This is a genomic window from Shewanella sp. 553, from assembly GCF_059338375.1.
Genome location: NZ_CM181701.1, coordinates 2,835,429 through 2,858,587, shown reverse-complemented (window position 1 = coordinate 2,858,587; position 23,159 = coordinate 2,835,429). Strand labels below are relative to the sequence as shown.

Sequence of the window (23,159 nt, the reverse complement as noted above, 5' to 3'; positions counted from 1 at the left end):
TAGAGTTAAGGTTTGGGCTAATAAGTTCACTCCCCAGTCTAAGGGTAACATTGTATTCCTTGCCACGATCCAGTAGCTTGAGGGTGTTATTCCCTAACGGGGTAATGTTGTGTAAGCGCATCAGACTTATGCTATGTCGGTGTTAGTTTACGTCGTCAGCCTGCTACCGTTTCTCATAGAATATAAGGATAATTGCTATGAAAGGTCATCCGAATGTCATTCGGCATCTCAATAAGATTTTGACATTTGAGCTTACCGCCATTAACCAATATTTTTTGCATGCGCGTATGTACAAAAATTGGGGTTTAGAAGAGCTCAACGAAAAATGTTATAAAAAGTCGATTCAGGACATGAAACACGCCGACAAGTTGATCGAGCGGGTACTGTTTCTCGAAGGTCTGCCTAATCTGCAGCAACTTGAAAAACTGCATATTGGTGAAAACCCGCAAGAGATGCTGCAATGCGATAAAACCATGCTTAAAGCACAATTGAGTGAACTACGTAACGTGATCAGCCTTTGTGAGTCTGAGCAAGATTATGTCAGCCGTGAAATCCTAGAAGATCTACTCGAAGATGAAGAGACCTACCTCGATTGGATTGAAGCGCAGCAAGACTTGATTAAGATGACAGGGATCCAGAACTATTTACAAGCGCAGATAGAGTCAGAGTAGGAGTTTAGGATGAAAGGAAATCAAGACATTATTAATACACTTAATCAATTACTTACTGGCGAATTGTCGGCGATGGATCAATATTTTGTTCACGGGCTGATGTACGATGATTGGGGCTTAACCGAGCTTCATGAGCGCATTTCCCATGAGTCAGATGATGAACGTGAACATGCCAAAAAGTTGGTTGAGCGCATACTGTTTCTCGAGGGCACACCCGATGTAGCCAGCCGCGAAGCACTGCACATAGGTAAAGATCCGCAAGAGATGCTGCAAAATGATCTTAACTATGAGTATCAAGTTGCCGATAACCTGCGCAAAGCCATCGCCTTATGTGAAGCCCACAAAGATTATGTCTCACGCGAATTGCTCGAGGTATTACTTGAGGAAACCGAGTCAGATCACATGTATTGGTTAGAGAAACAACTGGGTCTCATCGATAAAATTGGGCTGCAAAATTACCTGCAGTCTAAGATGTAAGGTTATAAGCTGTGGGCTGCAACTAAGGTAGTGCAAGTCGCGGTTATTTGAATTGCTCCAAGTTCACTCTGGTTGTTCTAATCATGGCGGATAAAAGTAGCTGATAGCTAAAACGTTAGATCTAAGCCACAGCATAATGCTGTGGTTTTTTGTTTACGCTTAAGGCGGTAGGGCCTTTAAGCCTACTGCCGTGGCAGGTTTAGGTGAGTTGGCATGGATAAGTGTTTGTGCACTGTTTAAATATACAGTATTCTTGCGGGTGGAGGTAATGCCCATTGAGAAAGATTATTCATGTGGACATGGACTGCTTTTATGCGGCAGTTGAAATGCGAGATTTTCCCGAGTTAAGAGACAAGCCGATAGCCGTGGGCGGGCGCAGCGATCGCCGCGGGGTGATCAGTACCTGTAATTATCAGGCTCGGCAATTTGGTGTACGCTCGGCTATGGCCTCAGCCTATGCCTTAAAGTTGTGTCCCGATTTAATTTTGGTGCCGGGTCGAATGGATGTGTATAAAGCGGTCTCCACTCAGATCCGCAGCGTCTTTAATCGCTATACCGAATTAGTCGAACCCTTATCGCTCGATGAAGCCTACCTCGATGTCACCGATTGCGATGCCCATAAAGGCTCTGCGACCTTAATTGCAGAAGCGATTAGGCAAGAGATATTTGACCTTACAGGTCTCACTGCATCGGCTGGGATAGCCCCAGTTAAATTTTTAGCCAAAATTGCCTCCGATCTCAATAAACCCAATGGCCAATATGTGATCACCCCGGATGCCATAACCGAATTTGTTAAAACCTTACCCCTGATAAAGATCCCCGGAGTGGGAAAAGTCACTGCCGCCAAGTTAGCGCAGATGGGATTAAACACCTGTTTGGATGTGCAGCAGTGTTCTAAAACGGCGTTAATCGAGCGTTTCGGTAAGTTTGGTGGTGTCTTAGCCGAGCGAGCACAAGGGATCGATAATCGCAGTATTTCACCTCATCGGGAACGCAAGTCGGTGGGAGTCGAAACAACGCTGGCCAAGGATATCTATACCTTGGAGCAGTGTGAATCGGTTATGCCGCAACTTATCCAAGAGTTAGGGGCACGCATTAGTCGCAGCGCGTCGACGCGGCGTATTCATAAGCAAGTGGTTAAACTTAAATTTGATGATTTTAAACAGACCACGATAGAGCATCGCAGCGATCAGGTGTCGGTGAAATTGTTTTATGACCTGTTATCGCAAGCGTTAGCACGCCAAGAGGGACGCGGCATCCGCTTGCTCGGCGTATCAGTGGGGTTAGAGAGTGCTGCTGTCAGCGCTGACAGTGAAGATGAATTTAATGCTGCACAGATGGATCTCGGGTTTTAGGGTTAACCTTCAAATGAAGGTTTGGCATTTTTTGGATTAGCTTAAGTAGCGTTTGGTTGGGTGGGAATTGGTTAAGTGGGCTTGAAGGTCGTATCTTCATTGCTATCAATCACCTGCGGTGAGCTTGTGTGCAAGCACTTTTTTGGCACGCCGCGAGCACATCCATGTGGGCTCTGCGAAATCATCCATGATTTCGAAGGCCAAAACCGTGCTTACACTGGGATATTGACTCTCTTCGATTTAACTTCATTTGAGACTAATAACGCATTAAAAGCTAACCTAGTTTTGCCCCAAAGTTTGCTGGCCTTGAAATTAAGGCTTGGAATTTTTGGGATTAGCTATAGTAGCGTTCGGCTACATCTTATTTGTTAAGTGTGTTTGAAGGTCGAACCTTCAATGTGAGTTAATTGCTTGCAGCAGGCTTATGTGTAAGCGCTCTTTTGGCTCGCTGTGAATATATCCCTATACGCTCCACGGCGGCATCCATGCCGCCAAGGGCCAAAACCGCGCTTACACCTATCTCTAACGCTTCTTCGATTGGACTTCATTTGATACGAATAATGAGTAAAAAGCTAACGTGCTTTTGCCCCAAACTTTGGTGTCCTTGGAATGAAGGTGTGGCATTTTTTGGCTTAGTAGCGTTGGGCTACACTCTCATTTATTGAAAGTCTTTGAAGGTCACACCTTAGCTGTTACTAATCGCCTGTCCGGCGAGGAATGTGCAAGCGCTCTTTTGGCTCGCCGCAAGCACGTCCGTGTGGGCTCTGCGAAATCATCCATGATTTCGAAGGCCAAAACCGCGCTTACACCTCTACCTAACGTCTCTTCGATTGGACTTCATTTGATACGAGTAGCGAGTTAAAGGCTAACGTACTTTTGCCCCTTTATCATTTAGAACAATTACTCATTCGAACTTTGTGCTTCTGTGTTTACCTTATATTAACTAATGCGGAAAGCAAAAGATAAGGCCCTAGTAACTTGTCTTGTAGTATGCCTTAAAGACTACCACATGGAGCCTTTAGGCCTAATACTTTCTGGTATAAAAGGGTTTCGCTCATGACTATCGGGAATATGAAATTGTACGAAGAAGTTTATCTTAAAAGCTACGTTTACCACCACCTTCGACGAAGAGCCATGTATAGTTCAAGTTAAGATAATTACTATGAAAAAGATGCATAAATCGTTTGATTGGCGCATCGATAATACTAACTTCTAAACATTAACTCATTATTATCAATAGTTTGTAATATATATAAAAGTGCTATGCAGATCTCGTAAACACCTATGCATCTTTTTTATATGTTAAATTGTCATGTTTAACCTGTATTTTTTTGTTGAAAAATATATTTACAACAAACACTTACAAGTGATATTTTGACGAAGAGACTTACAAGAAAGCAGGAGGTTATCCTGCTGCTAATCAATAAGCTGTTATAAAACAGAGGCTAAAATGGCATTAGGCAAAATTATTTATCCGACTTTCACGGGAGCGAGCTTTGCGTTCGTTCTAGCTGTTGTTGATAAAGCTGAACTGATCTCGGCTAGTCAATTACTACAATTTTCTACAATATTTTATATTACAGCTCTAGTTCTCAATGCTTTGTTTTCATTTGGTTATTACATGTCTGAAGACAAGGATAATTTCGATGATAAAGTTGCTAAGTACTGGATAATTAGACGCTTTAGCAGCTTATCTCAATGGTCATTTATATTTGCGACAACTGCTTTAATTGTCTACTTGATAAATATAGTTCTTGCCTCGTGGGGAGTTGTTTTATAACAATCTGTTTAAGAGTGATTCGCAACGCTTGGCATTTTTGCTATGCGTTGCTTTTAGTGTTTAAGGTGGTATGCGGTAGCTTCGGTATTGCGTTGCTCACACCTTAACAGGGCGTTATGTGTTTTTTGAGTTTGGTGTTTAAGGATATTTATGAGAATCGATTATAATTATTTAAAAGAAATACTCGATGTATTTTTGGATTCAGAATTTCCTGTGGTGACATGGAACGATTTTAAAAAACAACGTGTGGAAAATGAAGATAAATTAGTTTTTCATTTAGAGATATTACAGGACAAAGATTTAATAGTTGGCTCTTTAACTAATGATAATTTAGGCGTCCGTGGACTATCCGATAATTACATGGTGCACATTAAACCTTGGCGTTTATCTAGTGATGGTCATGATTTTGCTAATTCGTTAAATAAGCCTGATATCCTTGCAACAATAACTAATAATTTCAAAGAGCAAGGATTGTCAATAGTCATTGATGTAGCCAAAAAAGTTGCAGTAAAAAAAGCTACTCAATATTTAGAACAAAACACATAATCGGGTAGCCGGAGGTATCTAGCCTCCAGCCCCCACACCACCCTGCATGCGGCTCCGCACAGGGCGGTTCATTTAGAACGCTTAACCTGTTTTCTGGTTCGGATAGTGAACCGCGATCCATCCATCTCTCAGTGAATACAATCCTGCTTTCTTAAGATACTCATTACTCAGCGCTTGCTGTATTCCTGGTGTTTTCGAGCTCCGCCATGGGCCTTTACTTGTGATCCCACAAGCAACGGCTGCTTGGATCCTGACGCCTCGTTTAAGTAAATTCTGCACCTTAGTCCGTGGTTTTCGCCACTGACGCCAGTAGCACATCCGTACTCGACGACGGATCCAATGGTCTAAATCGACACACCCTTGGTAAGCGTTGGCTATGCCAAAGTAATTGATCCAGCCTTGCATGTATTGACGCATTTTAAACAGCTGATAACTCATACTCACGCCCCAATTTCGGTTCGTTAGTCGCCTCATCTTTTGTTTGAAAATGTGTAATGTTTTAGCATGCCACTGGATCTTTCCGCGGTTAAAGGTAAAACCAAGGAACTTGCTTTGATCGACCTTAACCACTTGGCTTTTCTGCTCATTAACGGCCAGTTTTAGCTTAGTGGCAAGGTATTGAGTAATACTCTTGAGTACCCGTTCACCCGCTCGTTGAGATTTTACCAAGATGATAAAATCGTCTGCGTAGCGAGCGAATTTATGCCCTCGACTTTCCAGCTCTTTATCCAGACTATCCAACATAATGTTAGAGAGTAATGGTGAGAGTGGATCGCCTTGAGGCACGCCTTCAAAACTTGCTTCAAATTGGTCGTTGATCATCACGCCAGCACGCAAGTATTTACCAGTAAGCGCCAGCAGACGCTTATCCTGTACCTTGATCCTCAATTGAGTCATCAACAGGTCGTGATTTACTCGATCAAAGAACTTGGACAGATCAACATCGACGGCAAATTTGCGTTTCAGTTTGATGATATCCCTTACTTGCAGTACCGCTTGTTTGGCATTTCTGTTCGGCCTAAAGCCAAAGCTGTTGGTCGAGAAGAATGGGTCAAACAGTGGCGTGAGTATTTGAGCAATGCCTTGCTGTATCACACGGTCAATGACGTTAGGGATCCCCAATTTGCGTTTACCTCCATCGGGTTTGTCGATCTCTACGCGCCTGACCGCTGAGGGTTGGTATTCACCTAGCTCTAATTGAGATTTACACTGTTGCCAGCCGCCTTGTTGCATCCAGAGCGGGAAGGCTTCGATGGTCATGCCATCGACGCCAGCTGCGCCTTTATTGGCTTTAACTTGACGCCACGCCCGGTGTAGATTTTTAGGTTCGAGCAGTTGTTGGAATAGATCGCGGTTGAAAGCCGGTTGCATATCAATACGCTGCTGATAGTAATCGTCTGGCGACGTAGTGGGTATCGACAAGTTTGACAAGACTCCTCCTTCTTCTAAATGTTCAGGCCTTCACCATGTACCCACAACGCTACCGCGGGGTATGCTATCCCATCCATTACGATGGGCATTGGGCTACTATGCCGTCTGCTGACTTCTGCTTAATCACATGCCAAGTTACCCTGTCATGCGCTATCGGTTTCCATCTAGTTCGCTCTTTTCAGTCGATGAAATTGAAAAGCCAAGGCACTTATAAACCAGAGCCTCACTGGTTAATGACCGATCGCGTGTTAAGCAGATCTCCCCAGATAAGAACATGAACTTTCTTTGCACTGCTGCATCATTTACGGTGGCCATTAGATCACGTGGTTTCGTCGTCTTGTGCCAACTCACCTCTAGCCTACGCCTCATATGATGTTCTTGTTCATCAGCTCGCAAATTTGCTAGCGGCTTCCTTCAGACCAATCCTCGCGGATAAGCCCTTGCCATTCGCTAGTAGTTAACGTTTAATAACAGTATGTTATTTAGACGGTGATCTTCCTACAGAGGACTTTCACCTCATTAGTTCATGCCCATGCTGGGCGTACACAAGTTGCTTAAACGGAACTAAAACAGTGGGTTACGTTTCGCTTCGCTCCACATTTTAACCCACAATTTTAGTCCGCTTAGCAAGGCGTTAACCCATAGAAATTTTTATCCGAAACTGACAGGTTAGAGTTAAGGCTTTAACTTGAAAGTGTCCAAAAACAATTTAACTTTTGATTGTCCGAGTGACACTCGTAAGGTCAAATCGAAGAGATTAAGAACTCGGGTGTAGGTGCGGCTGAGGCCTTCGATTTCAGGGATGAAATCGCAGAGCGCCCAAGGATGGGTTTACAGCGGTGCCGAAGAAGCACCTGCACGAATAGCCTGCGGCAAGCAATTCAAAACAATGTAAGTTAACGCTACCATCAATCAATAAAAACCAATTCGACTAAATGCTACCAGCCAAAAATGCCAACACCTTCATTCGAAGGCCAAGATACTTTTGTCCAAAAACAACTTAACTTTTGATTGCCCGAGTGACACTAGTAAGGTCAAATCGAAGAGATTAAGAACTCGGGTGTAGATGCGGCTGAGGCCTTCGATTTCATGGATGAAATCGTAGAGCGCCTAGGGATGGCTCTTGTTTAACAAAAAGTCAGCGAGCCTCAGAAGTACCTGCACGAAAGGCCTGCGGCAAGCAATTCAAAACCATGAAGGTCAACGCTGCCATCAGCGATGTAAAAACCAACTCAGCCAAATGCAAAATCCAAAAATGCCAACACCTTCATTCGAAGGCCAAGATACTTTTGTCCAAAAATAATTTAGCTTTTAATGGTTCTGTGGATACCAATGACGGCTAAATCGAAGAGAGTGATAAGTCGGTGTAGGTATGGCGGTGGGGGTTGGTGGCATGGATGCCACCGTCGAGCGTATAGGGATATACTTGCAGCGCCCCACCGAAATACCTGCACGAAAGGCCTGCGGCAGGCAATTCAAAATGATGAAGGTTAACGCTACCATCAATCAATAAAAACCAACTCGACTAAATGCTACAAGCCAAAAATGCCAACACCTTCATTCGAAGGCAAACACACTTTTGTCCAAAAACAATTTTGCTTTTGATTGTCCGAGACCCAAGATTAAGGTCAAATCGAAGAGATTAAGAACTCGGTGTAGGTGCGGCTGAGGCCTTCTATTTCAGGGATGAAATCGCAGAGCGCCTAGGGATGGCTCTTGTTTAACAAAAAGTCAGTGAGCCTCAGAAGTACCTGCACCAAAGGCATGCTGCAAGCAATTCAAATCAATAAAGGTTAACGCTAGCGTTCGTTAGGTAAACACCCATATCGTTGAATACCGCATAACAGCAACATTTTGTGTGCCGACAAAAAAGGCGCCTATGATGACTCATAGGCGCCTTTTTGATGTATCGCCGCTTAGGCTTTTGCTGGAATACGTTCGAGTACGGCTAGAAGCAGCTTCCAGTATTGATCGACGGTCTCAATCAATACCATCTCATCTGGGCTGTGAGGATAGCGGATGGTGGGGCCAATGGAGACCATATCCATCTCAGGGTAAGGCTTCTTAAACAAGCCACACTCAAGCCCGGCGTGGATCACCATTATGGTTGGCTCTTTATGGTAAATTGCCTCATAGGTGTCTTTGACAATCGCCATCACTGGGGAGCTGCTGTCTGGCTTCCAGCCGGGGTAAGCACCGCTAAACTCCACCTCTGCGCCCGCTAAGTTGCTCAGTGCTGTTAGGTTGCCTTCCACTTCTTTACGACCAGAATCGATAAGCGAGCGAATTAAACAAAGAATATTGACTGATTCTGCTTCGGTTGAGATCACGCCAACGTTTAACGAGGTTTCTGTTACGCCTGCTATCTCATCGCTCATGCGCATCACGCCATTAGGGCATGCATGCAGCAGATCGATAAGCGTTTGCTGCGCATCTTCACTCATTACCTGTTTCGCCGCTGGAGCCTCTTGCAGGGTTAACTGCATATCTGGGTCGGCAATGGCTAACTCTTGTCGAACGAGAGCGGTAAACTCTTGCATTAACTCATTTAGGCGCGCCACATTTTCACTGGGCAGCATAAAGCTGACGCTTGCCTCGCGGGGGATGGCATTACGCAGCGAGCCGCCAGTAAAGTTGGTCAGTTCAAGTGCTAACTCATCGGCGTGATTAAATAAAAAACGGGCCAGAAGCTTGTTGGCATTGCCGCGGCCTAAATGAATGTTAACACCTGAGTGCCCGCCTTTGAGACCTGAAATCGACAGAGTGTAGGTCGCGTTTGACGGCTCTGGCGCTTGCCATACCATAGGCACATTGATTTGAGCATCAACGCCACCGGCGCAGCCCATATAGATCTCACCCTCTTGCTCCGAGTCGGTGTTGATCAAGATCTCAGCATCAAGATAACCTGCTTCTAACCCAAATGCACCGGTCATGCCTGCTTCTTCATCTATGGTCAGTAGCACTTCTAATGGGCCGTGAGCAATATCATTGCTGCCCAGAATAGCCAAGGCCGACGCCATGCCGATACCGTTGTCTGAGCCTAAGGTTGTGCCTCTGGCTTTTACCCAATCACCATCGACATAAGCTTCGATAGGATCTTTTTCAAAGTCATGTTCTTTGTCGGCATTTTTTTGCGGCACCATATCGATATGGGCTTGCAGGGCGACGACTTTACGGTTTTCCATGCCTGGTGTGGCGGGTTTCTTAATGATCAGGTTGCCAACTTTATCTTCGACAACGCTGAGCCCTTTGTCTTTGGCCCAGTTTTGAATATGTTGACTTAATGCTTGCTCATGCTTTGACGGGTGGGGAATGGCGCAGATCTGTTCAAACCACTGCCATAAGGCTTGAGGTTGCAATTGACTTAATGTGCTCACGGACAAACTCCTCTTTCATTCTTTAATATAGGTCTTTGAGGTCAAAATTGGCCACAGTCTATCATAAGGTGATTTTACTCGGGTCGATTAAAGTCGATTTTGCCTGTGATATATGTCATACAAAGTTGCCAGATAGGATAACAATAGTTCTGATTTCACTTGGCTTTATTGCTACATAAAGTGAATAATGCCACAACAATCTGACTACGATGATCCGCCGCAGAGCGATATCGAGTTCACAAGCATAGGGAATGGATATGAATCCAATAACGTTTGTTGATGTACAAGATAATGATGCCATTTTTGAAGGTGCAGGCTGGGATGCACTTATCGTGGTAACGCCAAGTATCGATGCTATCGATATCGACGAGATCAGTTTACTGGCGCGCCATGGCGCTAAGGTCGATGCGCGAGTAGGGCGCAGTGCCACCTTATTATTTGCGCCCGGTTTGGCTGGCGGGCGTTTAATCGTCGCGCCAGTACTGGGTCATGACCAGGATGTTGAAGATGTGCGTATTTACGCCGAGGCTGCCCGTCAAGGCATTGCGCTGGCTAAAGATGCTGGGGCTCGTCAGCCACTATTGATTATTTCACCGAGTAACGCCCAGCAATATCGTCAATCACTTGCTGTTGCGGCTTTGGCTTGTGGCCAAGAGCTGTGGCAAGCATTAGAGCTGCGTGAAGCGGTCGCGCTCACCGATGGTATCGATACTATTGGTTTATTGGTTAGTGATGTGCAGGCTAAGGTACTTAATGCCATCGAAGCTGGGCGTCATCTTGCACGAGATCTGTGCGGTACCGAGCCCGAGCGGATGTCGGCCCCCGCGTTTGCACAATATTGCCTTGAGGCGTATCAAGATTCGGGCTTAAGCGTGAGCGTAATTGAAGATCGAGATGTACTTGAGCGTGATTATCCTCTGCTGAGCGCCGTTGGGCGCTCCTCTTTTGCGGTATCGCGCCACCAACCTCGGGTAGTTAAGGTGGAATATTGTGCCGATGACGAGATCACCCGCAGTTACTTTTTTGCCGGTAAAGGGGTGGTGTACGACACTGGTGGCGCCGATATCAAGGTCGGTGGCGGCATGGCGGGCATGAGCCGTGATAAAGGCGGGGCCGCTGCCATTGCCGGGCTGATGAAAACCTTGGCCATACTCAAGCCAAAGGGAATACGCGTCGTTGCCGAGCTTGGGTTGGTACGTAACAGTATTGGTAGTGAAGCCTTTGTTACCGATGAGATCATCAGTAGCCATGCGGGCGTGCGCGTGCGCATCGGTAATACCGATGCCGAGGGACGTTTAGTCTTGGCCGATCTGCTGTCGCATTTACGTATCAAGGCGGCTAATGCGGTGGCACCGCAGCTGTTTTCGGTCGCAACCCTAACAGGGCATGTGGTGCGCTGTTATGGCAATTATACTGCTGTGGTTGAAAATGCCGTGGCGCGTTCGCAGCGCGTGGCGGAGCAATTGCAAGAGGTGAGTGAAGCGTGGGCTGAGCCTATCGAGGTGTCTCGTTTGCGCCGTGAAGATTATAAGATGCTTATCGACCCCTCCGCGGCGGCCGATATTGTGTCATCCAATAATGCGCCTTCTTCGGTTACGGCTCGTGGTCATCAATACCCTGCAGCATTTTTACTTAAAGCCTCAGGGTTACAAGCCCACGGCTTAATGAGTGATAAGCCGCTGGCTTATACTCATGTGGATATTGCAGGCAGTGCCACTGAAGGCTCACCGCTGTATGGTAAACCGACGGCGGCCCCCTTAGTGGGTCTGTTTCAATATATCTTTGCCGCTGAGTGAGCCGTTGGCGCCAATGAATTTGGGTTACCTCATGCGAGCGTCGATTGGTGCAATGACTAAGGTGCATTAACTCAGTTTTAGTGTGAACCTCTCTATTGAGGGGCAAATTATCTTATGTTGATGGAGGCAGGCTTAGGCTTGCCTCTTGTCGTTTTTAGTTCAAAAAAAGCCAAATAGTGTGATCTTAATGCGCTGCTTAAGTTGTTTTGTTGTATTAAAACTACAAAATGAGCCTTTTTTACAAAAAATTGCCATAAAGGGTTGTAATAAAATTACGGTTTTGATTATAATAGCTTCGTTGGTTGGCACAGGCCCTCCAACATAAGTCTATCCAGGATGGATAATTCTCCAAGGAATCGAGCGACAAGTTGACTCTGCGGTATATCGCCCAATTTGAGCGACTAATATCAAGTTTCATTTATTCAACTTTGTTAGGAGTTTTGACTATGTCTTATACAGGAATGCAATACGTTTATTGGCAGAATACTTGGTTTAACACTGATGCTCTGCGTGGCGGATTGTTTGCTATGTCCTTTAAGGGTTAACTACCCCTTTATCAATTGAACCTAGTTCACTTGATAGCAAGTAGTTGCATCATCCATCAACCTTACCCCAATATTGGGGAATTTTAGACTCAAGTTGCATATTGTTCATATTGACCCATGAATGATATGTCAGTGTCATCCGCTAGCGCGGTAACTCTTTTCCGTTAGGAACACTTGATACATGTCTTGCCTGCTCTTTGAGCAGGCTTTTTTTTGCCTAAAATTCAGTGTTCTGCATCTTATTGCTCTCTGATTGGCTGTTATTGGGGCATTGTCGAGTATAATCGGCGCGCGATATCCCAGTGCTCTGGTGATATTACTAACCCCTACAATGACTTATTATTCAAGGAACCTTGTTCCATGTTAGAAAAATTATTCAAATTAAAAGCACATCAAACTAGTTTGAAGCAAGAAGTGGTGGCCGGATTAACCACTTTTTTAACCATGGCCTACATCATTTTCGTTAACCCTATGATGCTTGCTGATGCCGGCATGGATCACGGCGCAGTATTTGTGGCGACCTGTCTTGCGGCCGCCATTGGCTGTTTAATTATGGGGATAGTGGCTAATTACCCCATAGCATTAGCACCAGGCATGGGGCTCAATGCCTTTTTTACCTACACAGTTGTCGGTGAAATGGGTTATAGCTGGGAAACGGCACTAGGTGCAGTGTTTCTGTCTGGCGTCTGTTTTCTCGTGTTGTCTTTAGTCAAAATTCGCGAGTGGATTGTTAACAGTATTCCTATGTCGCTGCGTTTAGGTATTGCGGCGGGCATAGGCCTGTTTTTGGCGTTAATCGGACTAAAGAGTGCTGGCATTGTTGTGGCGAATCCGGCGACCTTGGTCAGCATGGGGGATGTGACGGCATTTCCTGCTGTGATGGCGGTGCTGGGCTTTTTTATGATCATCGCCATGGTGCATCGCGGCATGAAATCAGCCGTTATCGTCAGCATTCTGTCGATCACCGTGCTGGGGGTATTATTTGGCGATGTGCAATATAATGGCCTGATGGCGATTCCACCCTCTATTGCACCGACCTTTATGCAAATGGACCTCTCTAGTGTCCTAGAGATCAGCATGCTCTCGGTTGTGTTTGCCTTTTTGTTTGTCGATCTGTTCGATACCTCTGGCACCTTAGTGGCTGTTGCCCATCGTGGTGGGTTTCTGGATGATAAAGGCCGCTTGCCTAGATTGAACCGCGCGCTGACTGCCGACAGCACAGCGACCATTGCTGGTGCCATGTTAGGCACCTCAACAACCACAAGTTACATTGAAAGTACCGCAGGTGTCAGTGCCGGTGGCCGCACTGGACTCACCGCCGTGGTGGTTGGGGTAATGTTTTTATTATCGCTGTTTATCTCACCGCTGGCCGGTATGGTGCCAGCCTATGCCACCGCAGGCACTTTGTTTTATGTGGCTATCTTAATGATGTCGGGCCTAATGCATGTTGATTGGGATGACTTAACCGAAGCGGCCCCAGTGGTGGTGGTATGTATCTTAATGCCACTGACCTTCTCGATAGCAACGGGTATTGCCATGGGGTTTGTGGCCTATGCGGCGATTAAGCTATTAAGTGGTCGTTATAAAGATTTGAGCCTGGGCGTGGCAGTATTAGCCGTTCTATTTTTAGCTAAGTTTATCTATGGCTAACTAACTTCAGCCCACTTTTTACAGAGTCTCACATGTCTATTTTGTGTGAGACTCTTACCATTTAGTAAACTGTTTCTTTTTTATTTTAGATGTCCGCTCATCCCTCCTATCTGCTTTTTGCGTTTATGTCTCACGGTTATTTCTCGCGCTAGTGAACCACTGTTTTAGATTTACCCCTGCTATACAGAAAAAGATTCAACTAAATCAATGAATTTTGACAGATGCTATGTATTTAAAAATATGCCCACGCTATACTTTTTTACAAATTGATAACTTGGTGTCTACTTTAGTTGGGCACTGGAAACCGTGCCATGAAATCATTTTTAAATGCCTTATCAGTGTTGTTTATCTGTTGTTTGTTTTTGCTTTGTAGTCCCCCAGTAAAATCTTTATTGCTCGAAGCCCCTCTGGCCGATTTTAGGCCTGTAAAGGTAGTTCAGTTTGCCTATGGACAGGGGACGCGAGAACGGGTGTTGCCTGGAGAAGTCAGGGCTGCTGATCGAGCCATACTCTCGTTTCGTGTCGCGGGCGAGATAGCCAGTATTTTGGTGAGCCCAGGTGATGAAGTGCGTATGGGAGACACCTTGGCGACGCTAGATCCGGCCATTTATGAGCAGCAAAGAGCAGTGGCTAACGCCCAGTTTGAGCTGGCGAAGGTCTTATTTGAGCGCGCCAGCAACTTAGTTGAGCAAGGTGTGGTTTCACGAGGGGATTATGATCAATCAAAAGGTGAGTATACCGTGGCGCAAGCTGCGTTAGATAAGGCCAATTCTGACTTAACTTATACCCGCTTATTGGCGCCCTATGACGGAATCATCTCTAAGCGTTATATGCGTGTGTTTCAATATGCACAGACGCAGGAACCAGTATTGGGGATCCAAACCGAGAATGCGGTAGATGTTAGCTTCCAATTACCAGAACAGTTTATTGGCGCATTACAACGGCTTAATCGGTTTGATAGCGAGTATGCCGGGATAGAAGTGAAGTTTGATAGCCGCGATGAGTGGTTTGCTGCCAGATTAAAGGAGCTTAATACCGTCGCTGATCCCGATACTGGCAGCTACACCCTGATCGTGACATTACCCATTCCAGAAAAACTCAATGTCTTGCCCGGCATGGCGGCGAGTGTCAAGGCCGTGCTGCCTTCAGGTGTGAGTGATAGTGGGGTGACATTGTCTGATGGTGCCATTGTGGAATCAGACGGGCAACGTTATGTATTTCGATGGTTGGAGAGGGTTAAGCGCGTCGAGAAAGTTCCCGTAGTGATAGAGTCAAATCAAATCGTTGAGGGGCTAAATGATGGCGACTGGCTGGTGGTTGCAGGGGCGTCGGAGTTAGTCGATGGGCAAAATGCGGTGCGTTGGTTAAAAGAGCGGGGGCTTTAATATGAAAACACTTATGGCCTCATGTCTAGTGGGTGGACTTTTGCTGATGGGTTGCAGTGAGTCTATGGTGATTGAAGCACCAGTGGCTCGAGTTGAAACGTTCACCCTACCGTACAGCAACAATCAAGTGATTAGAGAGTTTAATGCGCTGGCGCGGGCTCAAGATCTCACTCCGCTTTCATTTCGCGTCGATGGCAGGATCAGTAGCATACCCGTTATAAAAGGTCAGCGGGTTAAAAAGGGCGATTTGCTGGCGGCATTGGATAAGCAGGATTACGAAATAGTGTTAAACGATCGCACTGCGAGGATGGAGGTCGCTCGTAAACAGGCTCAGCGAACCAAACTGTTAGTCGATAAGCAGCTGATCTCGCAATCAGAATATGACCAGATAAAAGCTCAATATTTAGTGTCTCTTGCCGAGGCCAAGCAAGCAAAGTTGTATCTAGATTACACCGAGTTACGAGCACCGTTCGATGGTGTTGTCAGCGATATTTTTGTGGAGTCCTTCGAGAATGTCCGACCTGGCTCTGAAATTGTCACTATGCATAAAGTTGAACGCATAGATGTCGAGGTGCAGATCCCAGATATTTTGCTAGCGGTATCAAAGCGCAATGATGTTAAGGCTATGCAGCAGGTTTATGATGTGACGTTTGACGCGTTTCCTGAGGTGATTTTTAAAGGCACCATCTTAGAGATAAACACGGAAAAAGATCCCTCATCTTATACGTTTATTGCCACACTAGCGGTGCCCTTAGATGGCAAATATAAAATCCTTGAGGGGATGCCTGCCAAAGTAAAAGCTAACTTAAGCCATTTGACCTACACCTACACTCGGCAGCACTTGGTGCCAATTGAGGCTGTGCTGATGCGAGATGGTAGTCAAATAAATGAACAAGAGGGTGGAGTGTGGCTGTATCAGGCTGATAGCGATAGCGTTAAATATCAGCAGGTTAAGCTGGGTGTAATTGTCGGTGACATGATTGAAGTGGTTTCAGGGTTATCCGGTGGGCAGATCATCATCACTGGTGGGGCTAAGCGCTTAGTTGATGGACAGAGAGTTGAGCTGATTAAGGGATAGTCACAATGAATGTAGCAGGGTACTTTGTCAAAAATGCCGTGATCAGTTGGATGTTTTCACTGATCTTACTCATCGGTGGGCTAATGGCCTTTACTGGCCTAGGTCAGTTAGAAGATCCCCCTTTCACCATTAAAGATGCCGTTGTGGTAACGCTTTACCCCGGTGCGACATCCACTGAGGTTGAGGAAGAGGTGACTTACCCCATAGAAAAGGCGATTCAGGCGTTGCCTTATGTGGATAAGATCCGTTCGTTGAGCACCTCAGGGTTGTCACAGATAAGCGTCACCATGAAAAACAACTATGGCCCAGATGAATTACCACAGATTTGGGATGAGTTGCGCCGTAAGGTCAATGATATGTCCGCTCAGTTGCCACCAGGGGTGAACCCGCCAATGGTGAATGATGACTTTGGCGATGTTTACGGCATCATGTATATGGTCAGTGGGCCTGATTACAGCTATCGAGACCTGCTTGATTATGTTGATTTTGTTAAACGTGAATTAGAACTGGTGCCTGGTGTCGGCAAGGTTTCATTGGCCGGGGCACAGCAGGAACAGATTTTTCTTGAGATATCATTAAACAAGTTATCTAACTCAAATATAGACCCAGCAACGATTAGTAATCTGCTGAACTCTCAGAATATGGTGTCAGATGCGGGCAATATTCGCGTGGCGGGTGATAACTTACGGATCCGCACCAGCGGCGGTTTTAAAACAGTTACCGAACTTGGCGATCTGATCATTCCAGGGGCTGCGGGGGCTAAACTGATTTACCTCAGAGACGTCGCCAGTATTAAACGGGGCTTTCAGGATATCCCAAGTAATGTACTAAGTTTTAACCAAGATAGCGCAATCAATATTGGTGTCTCATTTTCATCCGGTGTGAATGTAGTGTCAGTAGGCGACGCGGTCGCCGAGAAATTAGCCGAGATAGATGATGCTCGCCCTGCGGGGATGAAAATCGCAACCATGTATAATCAGCCTGAAGAGGTTGATAAATCGGTGGGCAGTTTTGTATGGAACCTCATTGCGGCCGTGGCGATCGTTATTGGTGTTCTACTGGTCTTTATGGGGCTAAAGAGCGGGATATTGATTGGTTTAATCCTCTTTTTAACCTGTCTTGGCACCTTTATATTGATGTTGCAGGCTGATATTGAGCTGCAGAGGATCTCCTTGGGCGCGCTGATCATTGCGCTAGGGATGCTGGTTGATAATGCCATTGTGGTGGTTGAGGGGATCTTAATTGGTCGTCAACGCGGCGAGACAACCTTGCAAGCTGCGCAAGCAATCGTTAAACAAACCATGTGGCCACTGTTTGGCGCCACAATTATTGCCATTACCGCGTTTGCACCGATAGGCCTGTCGCCCGATGCGACCGGCGAGTTTGCCGGATCGCTATTCTGGGTGTTGTTATTTTCTCTGCTACTTTCTTGGGTCACGGCGATTACCATCACCCCTTTCTTTGCGCAACTTTTCTTTGGTGCAGATGGTGAGAAGGTGGTTAAAGGCGCTGAAAAGGACCCCTATGGCGGAGCATTTTTTACCGCTTACAAAGCTTTATTAGATATTTGTATGCGTTTTCGTTGGGTCACGGTTTTGCTGGTTTGCAGCGCTTTCGTCGCGGCTTTGGCTGGGTTCGCTTATGTGAAACAGTCCTTTTTTCCGCCATCTACGACCCCTATTTTTTTGGTCGATGTGTGGCTGCCTGAAGGCACTGATATTCGTGAAACACAGCGTGTGACGCAAGAGATGGAATCGATGGCCGTTCAAATCGACAATGTCGAGTTTGCGGCTTCTACGGTTGGTAAGGGATTCCCGCGTTTTCTGTTGACTTATGCGCCAGAGAAAAACTACTCATCCTATTCACAACTGGCGTTACGTACCACAAGCTTTGATGCCTTGTTGCCTGCCATGACAACCTATCGCGAGCAGGTTGAAGCCAGGTTCCCTCAGGTACAGTTTAAGTTTAAGCGCCTAGAAATCGGCCCCTCTTCCGATGCCAAAATTGAAGCCAGGATCAGTGGTGCAGATCCCGATGTCCTGAGGGAGTTAGCATTCCAAGTGATGACCGTTTTTAATCGCACGCCAGGAACCGTCAATGTGCGCCATGATTGGCGTGAGCGTGTGAAATTTATCTCTCCGGGCTTTAATGAGTCTCAGGCACGTCGTTTAGGCATAGTCAAAAGTAACGTTGATGACAACCTTAAGTTTGCATTTGCCGGGATGAACATCGGCATGTATAGAGAGGGGACAACACTGTTACCCATAGTGGCTCGATTACCCGAAGAGGAACGAGTTGATATTGGATCCTTGGAGAGTTTGCGGATATGGAGCCCTGTGCTGGGCGTTTATGTGCCTATGCAACAGGTCGTTGATGGCTTTGATGTAAAGTTTGAAGACCCTATTATTCAACGCAGAGATCGTAAGCGCACCATCACAGTGTTTGCCGATGCCGATTTTGCCTATGACATATTGCCGACGGAACTGCTTTCTAAGATGCAGTCGAGTGTCGAGGCGATAGAACTCCCCTCTGGTTATGAGCTTAATTGGGGCGGTGAGTATGAATCATCTAATGATGCTCAAGAATCCTTGTTTGCGACCTTGCCTTTGGGCTTTCTATTTATGTTCCTGATCACTGTTTTTCTGTTTAACTCGGTACGTAAGCCGCTGGTTATTTGGTGTTGTGTGCCGTTAGCCATTATAGGGATCACCTTGGGGTTATTGGTGCTCGATAAACCCTTTAGTTTTATGGCGTTATTAGGAATGTTAAGCCTATCTGGTATGTTATTGAAAAATGGCATTGTGCTGTTAGACCAAATCAATACGGAAATTGAGAAGGGAACAGAGGTGTTTGAGGCGGTATTTGAATCCACTGTTAGTCGTGTTAGACCTGTTTGTATGGCGGCCATCACGACCATTTTGGGGGTATTGCCGCTCATTACCGATGCATTTTTCGAGTCTCTTGCAGCGGTAGTGATGTTTGGTCTTGGGGTGGCGACCGTATTGACGCTAGTCGTTGTGCCTGTGTTCTATATCATTTTCTTTAAGGTGAAATATCGAAGCTATAAAACGTTTTCCAGTTAGTGATACTAAACACTCCACTTATTATAAAACGGCTAGGCAGGTCATTTAGGCCTGCCTTGATGTTGCAAGCTACTCATCTTTTAGTTCATTCGCTATCAATTTTTCTGTGGATTGGGTATAACGCTAAGTTCGGCATTATTTACTTTTTTTAAAATGAACTTAAGTGAGATTGGTTACCGCCGTGTGGTGGTGAAATTGGGGACCAGTGTGCTGACATCCGGCTCTAGGCAGCTAGATAAGGCGCATATGGTTGAACTGGCGCGCCAGATGGCAAGCTTAATGAAGTCAGGCATTGAAGTGGTGTTGTGTACCTCGGGGGCCATAGCCGCTGGGCGCGAACATTTAGGTTATCCTAGCCTGCCCGATACGGTGGCCAATAAGCAACTGTTGGCCGCTGTGGGGCAGGGACAACTGATTCTGGCGTGGTCACAACTGTTTAGTATTTACGGTTTACATGTCGGGCAGATGTTGCTGACCCGCGCCGATCTGCACGACCGAGAGCGTTATCTCAATGCCAGAGACTCGCTTAATGCGTTATTAGCTAATGGCATTATTCCTATCATTAATGAAAACGATGCGGTGGCGACCAACGAGATAAAAGTGGGCGATAACGATAATTTATCGGCCAGGGCGGCGCTACTGTGTGATGCCGACCTTTTGATTTTATTGACCGACCAAAAAGGGCTGTTCGATGCCGATCCTCGTGCCAATCCTGATGCCAAGTTGATTAAACAGGTGGTTAATATTGATGACAGTTTACGTCGGCTTGCAGGCGGAGCTGTGTCTGGATTAGGTACTGGCGGCATGGCGACCAAGTTGCAGGCCGCCGATATTGCCCGCCGCGCCGGTATTGAAGTGGTTATAGCATCAGGCCATAGACCAAGGGTCATCCAAGATGCGGTATGTAAAGAGGCGGTGGGTACGCACTTTACCGCGCTAGAAAACCCGCTTGAAAGCCGTAAGCAATGGATCTTAGCAGGACCTGCCACTAAAGGTAAATTAGTACTCGATAGTGGCGCGATTGTGGCTGTTACCCAAAAAGGTCGCAGCCTACTGTCAAAAGGTATTGTCAGCGTCAGTGGCCAATTTGAGCGTGGTGCGACCTTGCAGCTGGTGGACGAGTTGGGCCGCGAATATGCAAGGGGCATGACTCGTTACAGTGCTAAGGATCTGCTGGCCATTGCTGGTAGGCACTCAGATGAAATCGATTCTATCCTTGGCTACGATTATGGCGCTGCCGTTGTACACCGTAACGATATGGTGGTGCTGTAAAAGTACATAATATTAATCATTTCAGTAACAGCTGAGATAACTTTAGGAGTAAGGGTGTGATTGAACATCATCAAGCCTACTTGCAGACACTCGGTCAGCAAGCAAAGCAGGCAAGCTATGCACTGGCCAATCTCAGTGGTGAGCAGAAACAGCAGCTACTGAGCGCCATCGCGACCACGTTAACCGCCCGTAGCGACACCATTATCGCGGCCAATCAGCAAGACGTGGCTAACGCACGTGCCAGCGGCCTTAATGATGCGATGATCGACCGTTTGCTGCTTGATAAGGACCGGCTTAATAATGTCATAGCCGATATCGACAATGTGATACGCCTTGCCGATCCTGTCGGGACCGAGCTAGAAAGTCAGTTGCTCGATAACGGGCTGCGTTTGTCGCGTCGCCGCGTGCCATTAGGGGTGGTTGGGGTGATTTATGAGGCGCGCCCAAATGTCACCGTCGATATCGCAGTGTTGGCCCTAAAGACCGGCAATGCCGTTATCTTGCGTGGTGGTAAAGAGACATTGCTGTCAAATGTGGCACTCAGTGATGCGATTCGTGAGGCCATAACCGCGCAAGAGCTACCAGCCGATGCGGTGCAGTTGATCCAAAGCCCCGACCGTGCCTTAGTGACGGGACTGTTAAAGCTCGATAATTATATCGACATGATAGTGCCCCGTGGTGGCCAACATCTGCAGCGCTTATGCGCCGAGCAAGCGACTATCCCCGTGATATTGGGCGGGATAGGGATTTGCCACCTGTATGCAGACAAAGAGGTCGATATCGACAAGGCGATAGTCGTGATCGCCAACGCTAAGGTGCAGCGTCCTACCGTGTGTAATGCGCTCGATACCGCGCTAGTGCATCGAGACATCGCTGGCCAGTTGCTGCCTAAACTGTATCGTCAATTGGCCGATTTAGGCGTGAGCTTTTATGCCTGTCCGCAGGCCAAAACCTTGGCTGATGGTTTAGCTGTGGATATGCATGATGCCACTGAGGACAGCTATGCACAGGAGTGGTTAGCACTCACATTAGGCATTAAGGTGGTCGATGATATTGACGCCGCGATTGCCCATATTCGTCATTATTCCAGTGGTCATTCTGAGGGGATATTAACTGACAATATCCACGCCGCCGCCTACTTTGTTAATCAGGTCGATGCCTCTGCGGTATACGTCAATGCCAGCACGCGCTTTACCGATGGCGGTCAATTTGGGCTTGGTGCCGAAGTAGCGGTGTCGACGCAAAAATTGCATGCGCGGGGCCCGATGGGGCTTGAAGCCTTAACCACCTATAAGTGGATAGGGGTTGGGGATTATACCGCCCGTCGCTAATGGCGTTGACTTGAGTCAACGCCTGTAAAACTAACACGGCTTAAAGAGAAAGCAGCTATTCCCTAATGCTTTCTCTTTTTTATGTTTAAAGGTGTCTGTGCTGGGCTGTTGTTCAGTGCAGCCATTTTATTTTGTACGACAAAATAAAATGGCTTCCGAGCACCTAATCGCTAGTCTCAATTGGGGAAGGGCATCTTATAGCCCAATAGACTATAGCCCTGGAGATAGCGGGGCTTTGGGCGGACGCCGTTTTAGCTGTGGTAATAACTGCTGCAGTGCCAGTGCCGATAAAATTAACCCGAGGCCGATGAAGGTCGAGCGGGTAATGGTTTCTTGTAATATCCAAGCGATAAAGCCCACCGATAATACTGGTGTGATAAACACTAACGTGCTCATGCTGGCAGTGCGGTCGGCTTTTTTCAGGGCCACTAACCACAGAACAAAGGTCACACCCATCTCAAACAACCCCACATAAACCGCAGCGCCAAAGGCGTTGGCGTTCCAAGTGGGCAGCGATTCGGTCAGTAGCAATGTCACCACAATAAAAGGCAAGCCCATTAAAAAACTGAGTAGCAAGCTAACCACAGGGTCGCCACTGTCTTTGGTGTTGATTATCCAATAAAGACACCAAAGTACGGTGCTGGTGAGCGCAAGCATCACCCCTGCAGCGCTGTCAAAGTGGATATCGGTAATATGACCATTGGTGGCGATAATAAACACCCCTAGATAGGCGATAAGCGCCGCGGTGAGATCGCTTTTGCGTAGCTTTTGTTTGAGTAGCGGCACCGATAATAACGGCAATAGAATGGCCCAAGTGTAATTGAGCGACAGCGCCTGCTGCGCCGGTAATAAGTCATAGGCCTTAAACAGCACCAAATAATAGAGAAACGGATTGAGCAGCCCACTTTGTAAATAAAACCAAGGGCGGCGAGCCCATTGGCGTTGAATTAGGTGAAATTTGCCCATAATTAGCAGGATGACAGTCAGTGCCACAATGGAGCTGGAGACGGCAATAAACACCAACTGCAATGGCGTAAAGTGGCTCAAGGCTAACTTAAATGCGGTGGCGACGGTGGACCAGAGTAATATGGCACCAATGGCATAGAAGTAGGCTTGATTAGATGATTTCACTGACTTATCTCGTTAACTGAAATGGCCATAGAGCATGGCTATTGTGGGCTGTTTGGATGACTAATTGTATACATTATACCTATAAGGCCGGTTATTGAACTGACTTTCAGCCAAAAAAATGTTCAATTAAGCTAATTTTTATATTTTTAACCCTTGTAATCATCTCAGGCGGCCCAATATAGGGTGTTAAGGAAAGATATTGGCTTGGATAGTAAGGCTTGAAAATCATGACGCCTATCCCCATATCTGAA

The 23,159-nt window shown here is 46.5% G+C and carries 15 protein-coding genes; 12 read left to right on the top strand and 3 right to left on the bottom strand.

Annotated elements, in window-relative coordinates; genetic code table 11:
- Nucleotides 1-197 precede the first annotated feature (197 nt).
- From bfr (AC5YBZ_RS12620) to AC5YBZ_RS12600, 5 genes are all read left to right on the top strand, one after another.
- Nucleotides 198-671: a bacterioferritin gene (bfr, locus tag AC5YBZ_RS12620; protein ID WP_494521175.1), complete on the top strand. Its 474-nt coding sequence runs from the start codon at nucleotides 198-200 to the stop codon at nucleotides 669-671.
- Nucleotides 672-680: 9 nt separating this feature from the next.
- A complete protein-coding gene (gene bfr / locus AC5YBZ_RS12615; RefSeq protein WP_494521176.1) occupies nucleotides 681-1,148 on the top strand; it encodes a bacterioferritin in 468 nt (155 codons plus the stop codon).
- A 275-nt stretch (nucleotides 1,149-1,423) separates the two neighbouring features.
- Complete coding sequence (gene dinB, locus AC5YBZ_RS12610) at nucleotides 1,424-2,503, top strand: DNA polymerase IV (protein WP_494542976.1); 1,080 nt, start codon at nucleotides 1,424-1,426, stop codon at nucleotides 2,501-2,503.
- A gap of 1,450 nt (nucleotides 2,504-3,953) precedes the next feature.
- Entirely contained in the window at nucleotides 3,954-4,283 is a 330-nt protein-coding gene (locus tag AC5YBZ_RS12605) for an MFS transporter permease (protein ID WP_140290584.1), read from the top strand.
- Nucleotides 4,284-4,433: 150 nt separating this feature from the next.
- Complete coding sequence (locus tag AC5YBZ_RS12600; protein ID WP_494542975.1) at nucleotides 4,434-4,829, top strand: hypothetical protein; 396 nt, start codon at nucleotides 4,434-4,436, stop codon at nucleotides 4,827-4,829.
- Between the two features lie 81 nt (nucleotides 4,830-4,910).
- Here the strand turns inward: AC5YBZ_RS12600 and ltrA are convergent, their stop codons facing one another.
- Nucleotides 4,911-6,260 (bottom strand): group II intron reverse transcriptase/maturase, encoded by a 1,350-nt coding sequence (gene ltrA, locus AC5YBZ_RS12595; protein WP_494542974.1) that lies wholly within the window; start codon nucleotides 6,258-6,260, stop codon nucleotides 4,911-4,913.
- Between the two features lie 1,916 nt (nucleotides 6,261-8,176).
- Entirely contained in the window at nucleotides 8,177-9,637 is a 1,461-nt protein-coding gene (locus AC5YBZ_RS12590) for an aminoacyl-histidine dipeptidase (RefSeq protein ID WP_494521187.1), read from the bottom strand.
- Nucleotides 9,638-9,894: 257 nt separating this feature from the next.
- On the opposite strand from AC5YBZ_RS12590, the gene AC5YBZ_RS12585 reads away from it, so the two are divergent.
- The 7 genes from AC5YBZ_RS12585 to AC5YBZ_RS12555 all read left to right on the top strand — a co-directional run bounded on the left by AC5YBZ_RS12585 (nucleotide 9,895) and on the right by AC5YBZ_RS12555 (nucleotide 21,777).
- On the top strand, nucleotides 9,895-11,433 hold the full coding sequence (locus AC5YBZ_RS12585; RefSeq protein ID WP_494521188.1) for a M17 family metallopeptidase: 1,539 nt from the start codon (nucleotides 9,895-9,897) through the stop codon (nucleotides 11,431-11,433).
- Nucleotides 11,434-12,338: 905 nt separating this feature from the next.
- Entirely contained in the window at nucleotides 12,339-13,628 is a 1,290-nt protein-coding gene (locus AC5YBZ_RS12580) for an NCS2 family permease (RefSeq protein WP_494542973.1), read from the top strand.
- A 311-nt stretch (nucleotides 13,629-13,939) separates the two neighbouring features.
- A complete protein-coding gene (locus AC5YBZ_RS12575) occupies nucleotides 13,940-15,013 on the top strand; it encodes an efflux RND transporter periplasmic adaptor subunit (protein WP_494521189.1) in 1,074 nt (357 codons plus the stop codon).
- 1 nt (nucleotide 15,014) lies between these two features.
- Complete coding sequence (locus tag AC5YBZ_RS12570) at nucleotides 15,015-16,091, top strand: efflux RND transporter periplasmic adaptor subunit (RefSeq protein WP_494521190.1); 1,077 nt, start codon at nucleotides 15,015-15,017, stop codon at nucleotides 16,089-16,091.
- Between the two features lie 5 nt (nucleotides 16,092-16,096).
- On the top strand, nucleotides 16,097-19,174 hold the full coding sequence (locus AC5YBZ_RS12565) for an efflux RND transporter permease subunit (protein ID WP_494521191.1): 3,078 nt from the start codon (nucleotides 16,097-16,099) through the stop codon (nucleotides 19,172-19,174).
- Between the two features lie 153 nt (nucleotides 19,175-19,327).
- On the top strand, nucleotides 19,328-20,446 hold the full coding sequence (gene proB, locus AC5YBZ_RS12560) for a glutamate 5-kinase (RefSeq protein WP_494521192.1): 1,119 nt from the start codon (nucleotides 19,328-19,330) through the stop codon (nucleotides 20,444-20,446).
- Between the two features lie 56 nt (nucleotides 20,447-20,502).
- On the top strand, nucleotides 20,503-21,777 hold the full coding sequence (locus AC5YBZ_RS12555; protein WP_475514548.1) for a glutamate-5-semialdehyde dehydrogenase: 1,275 nt from the start codon (nucleotides 20,503-20,505) through the stop codon (nucleotides 21,775-21,777).
- Nucleotides 21,778-21,987: 210 nt separating this feature from the next.
- Here the strand turns inward: AC5YBZ_RS12555 and AC5YBZ_RS12550 are convergent, their stop codons facing one another.
- Nucleotides 21,988-22,908, bottom strand: a complete 921-nt coding sequence (locus tag AC5YBZ_RS12550; protein WP_494521193.1) for a DMT family transporter — start codon at nucleotides 22,906-22,908, stop codon at nucleotides 21,988-21,990.
- Between the last annotated feature and the right edge of the window lie 251 nt (nucleotides 22,909-23,159).

Bases quoted from the DNA above. Each gene is read 5' to 3' on its own strand.
- AC5YBZ_RS12570 (WP_494521190.1), top strand. From the start codon at position 15,015: ATGAAAACACTTATGGCCTCATGTCTAGTGGGTGGACTTTTGCTGATG.
- proB (WP_494521192.1), top strand. From the start codon at position 19,328: ATGAACTTAAGTGAGATTGGTTACCGCCGTGTGGTGGTGAAATTGGGG.
- AC5YBZ_RS12600 (WP_494542975.1), top strand. From the start codon at position 4,434: ATGAGAATCGATTATAATTATTTAAAAGAAATACTCGATGTATTTTTG.
- bfr (WP_494521175.1), top strand. From the start codon at position 198: ATGAAAGGTCATCCGAATGTCATTCGGCATCTCAATAAGATTTTGACA.
- AC5YBZ_RS12605 (WP_140290584.1), top strand. From the start codon at position 3,954: ATGGCATTAGGCAAAATTATTTATCCGACTTTCACGGGAGCGAGCTTT.
- bfr (WP_494521176.1), top strand. From the start codon at position 681: ATGAAAGGAAATCAAGACATTATTAATACACTTAATCAATTACTTACT.
- AC5YBZ_RS12575 (WP_494521189.1), top strand. From the start codon at position 13,940: ATGAAATCATTTTTAAATGCCTTATCAGTGTTGTTTATCTGTTGTTTG.
- AC5YBZ_RS12565 (WP_494521191.1), top strand. From the start codon at position 16,097: ATGAATGTAGCAGGGTACTTTGTCAAAAATGCCGTGATCAGTTGGATG.
- AC5YBZ_RS12585 (WP_494521188.1), top strand. From the start codon at position 9,895: ATGAATCCAATAACGTTTGTTGATGTACAAGATAATGATGCCATTTTT.
- AC5YBZ_RS12580 (WP_494542973.1), top strand. From the start codon at position 12,339: ATGTTAGAAAAATTATTCAAATTAAAAGCACATCAAACTAGTTTGAAG.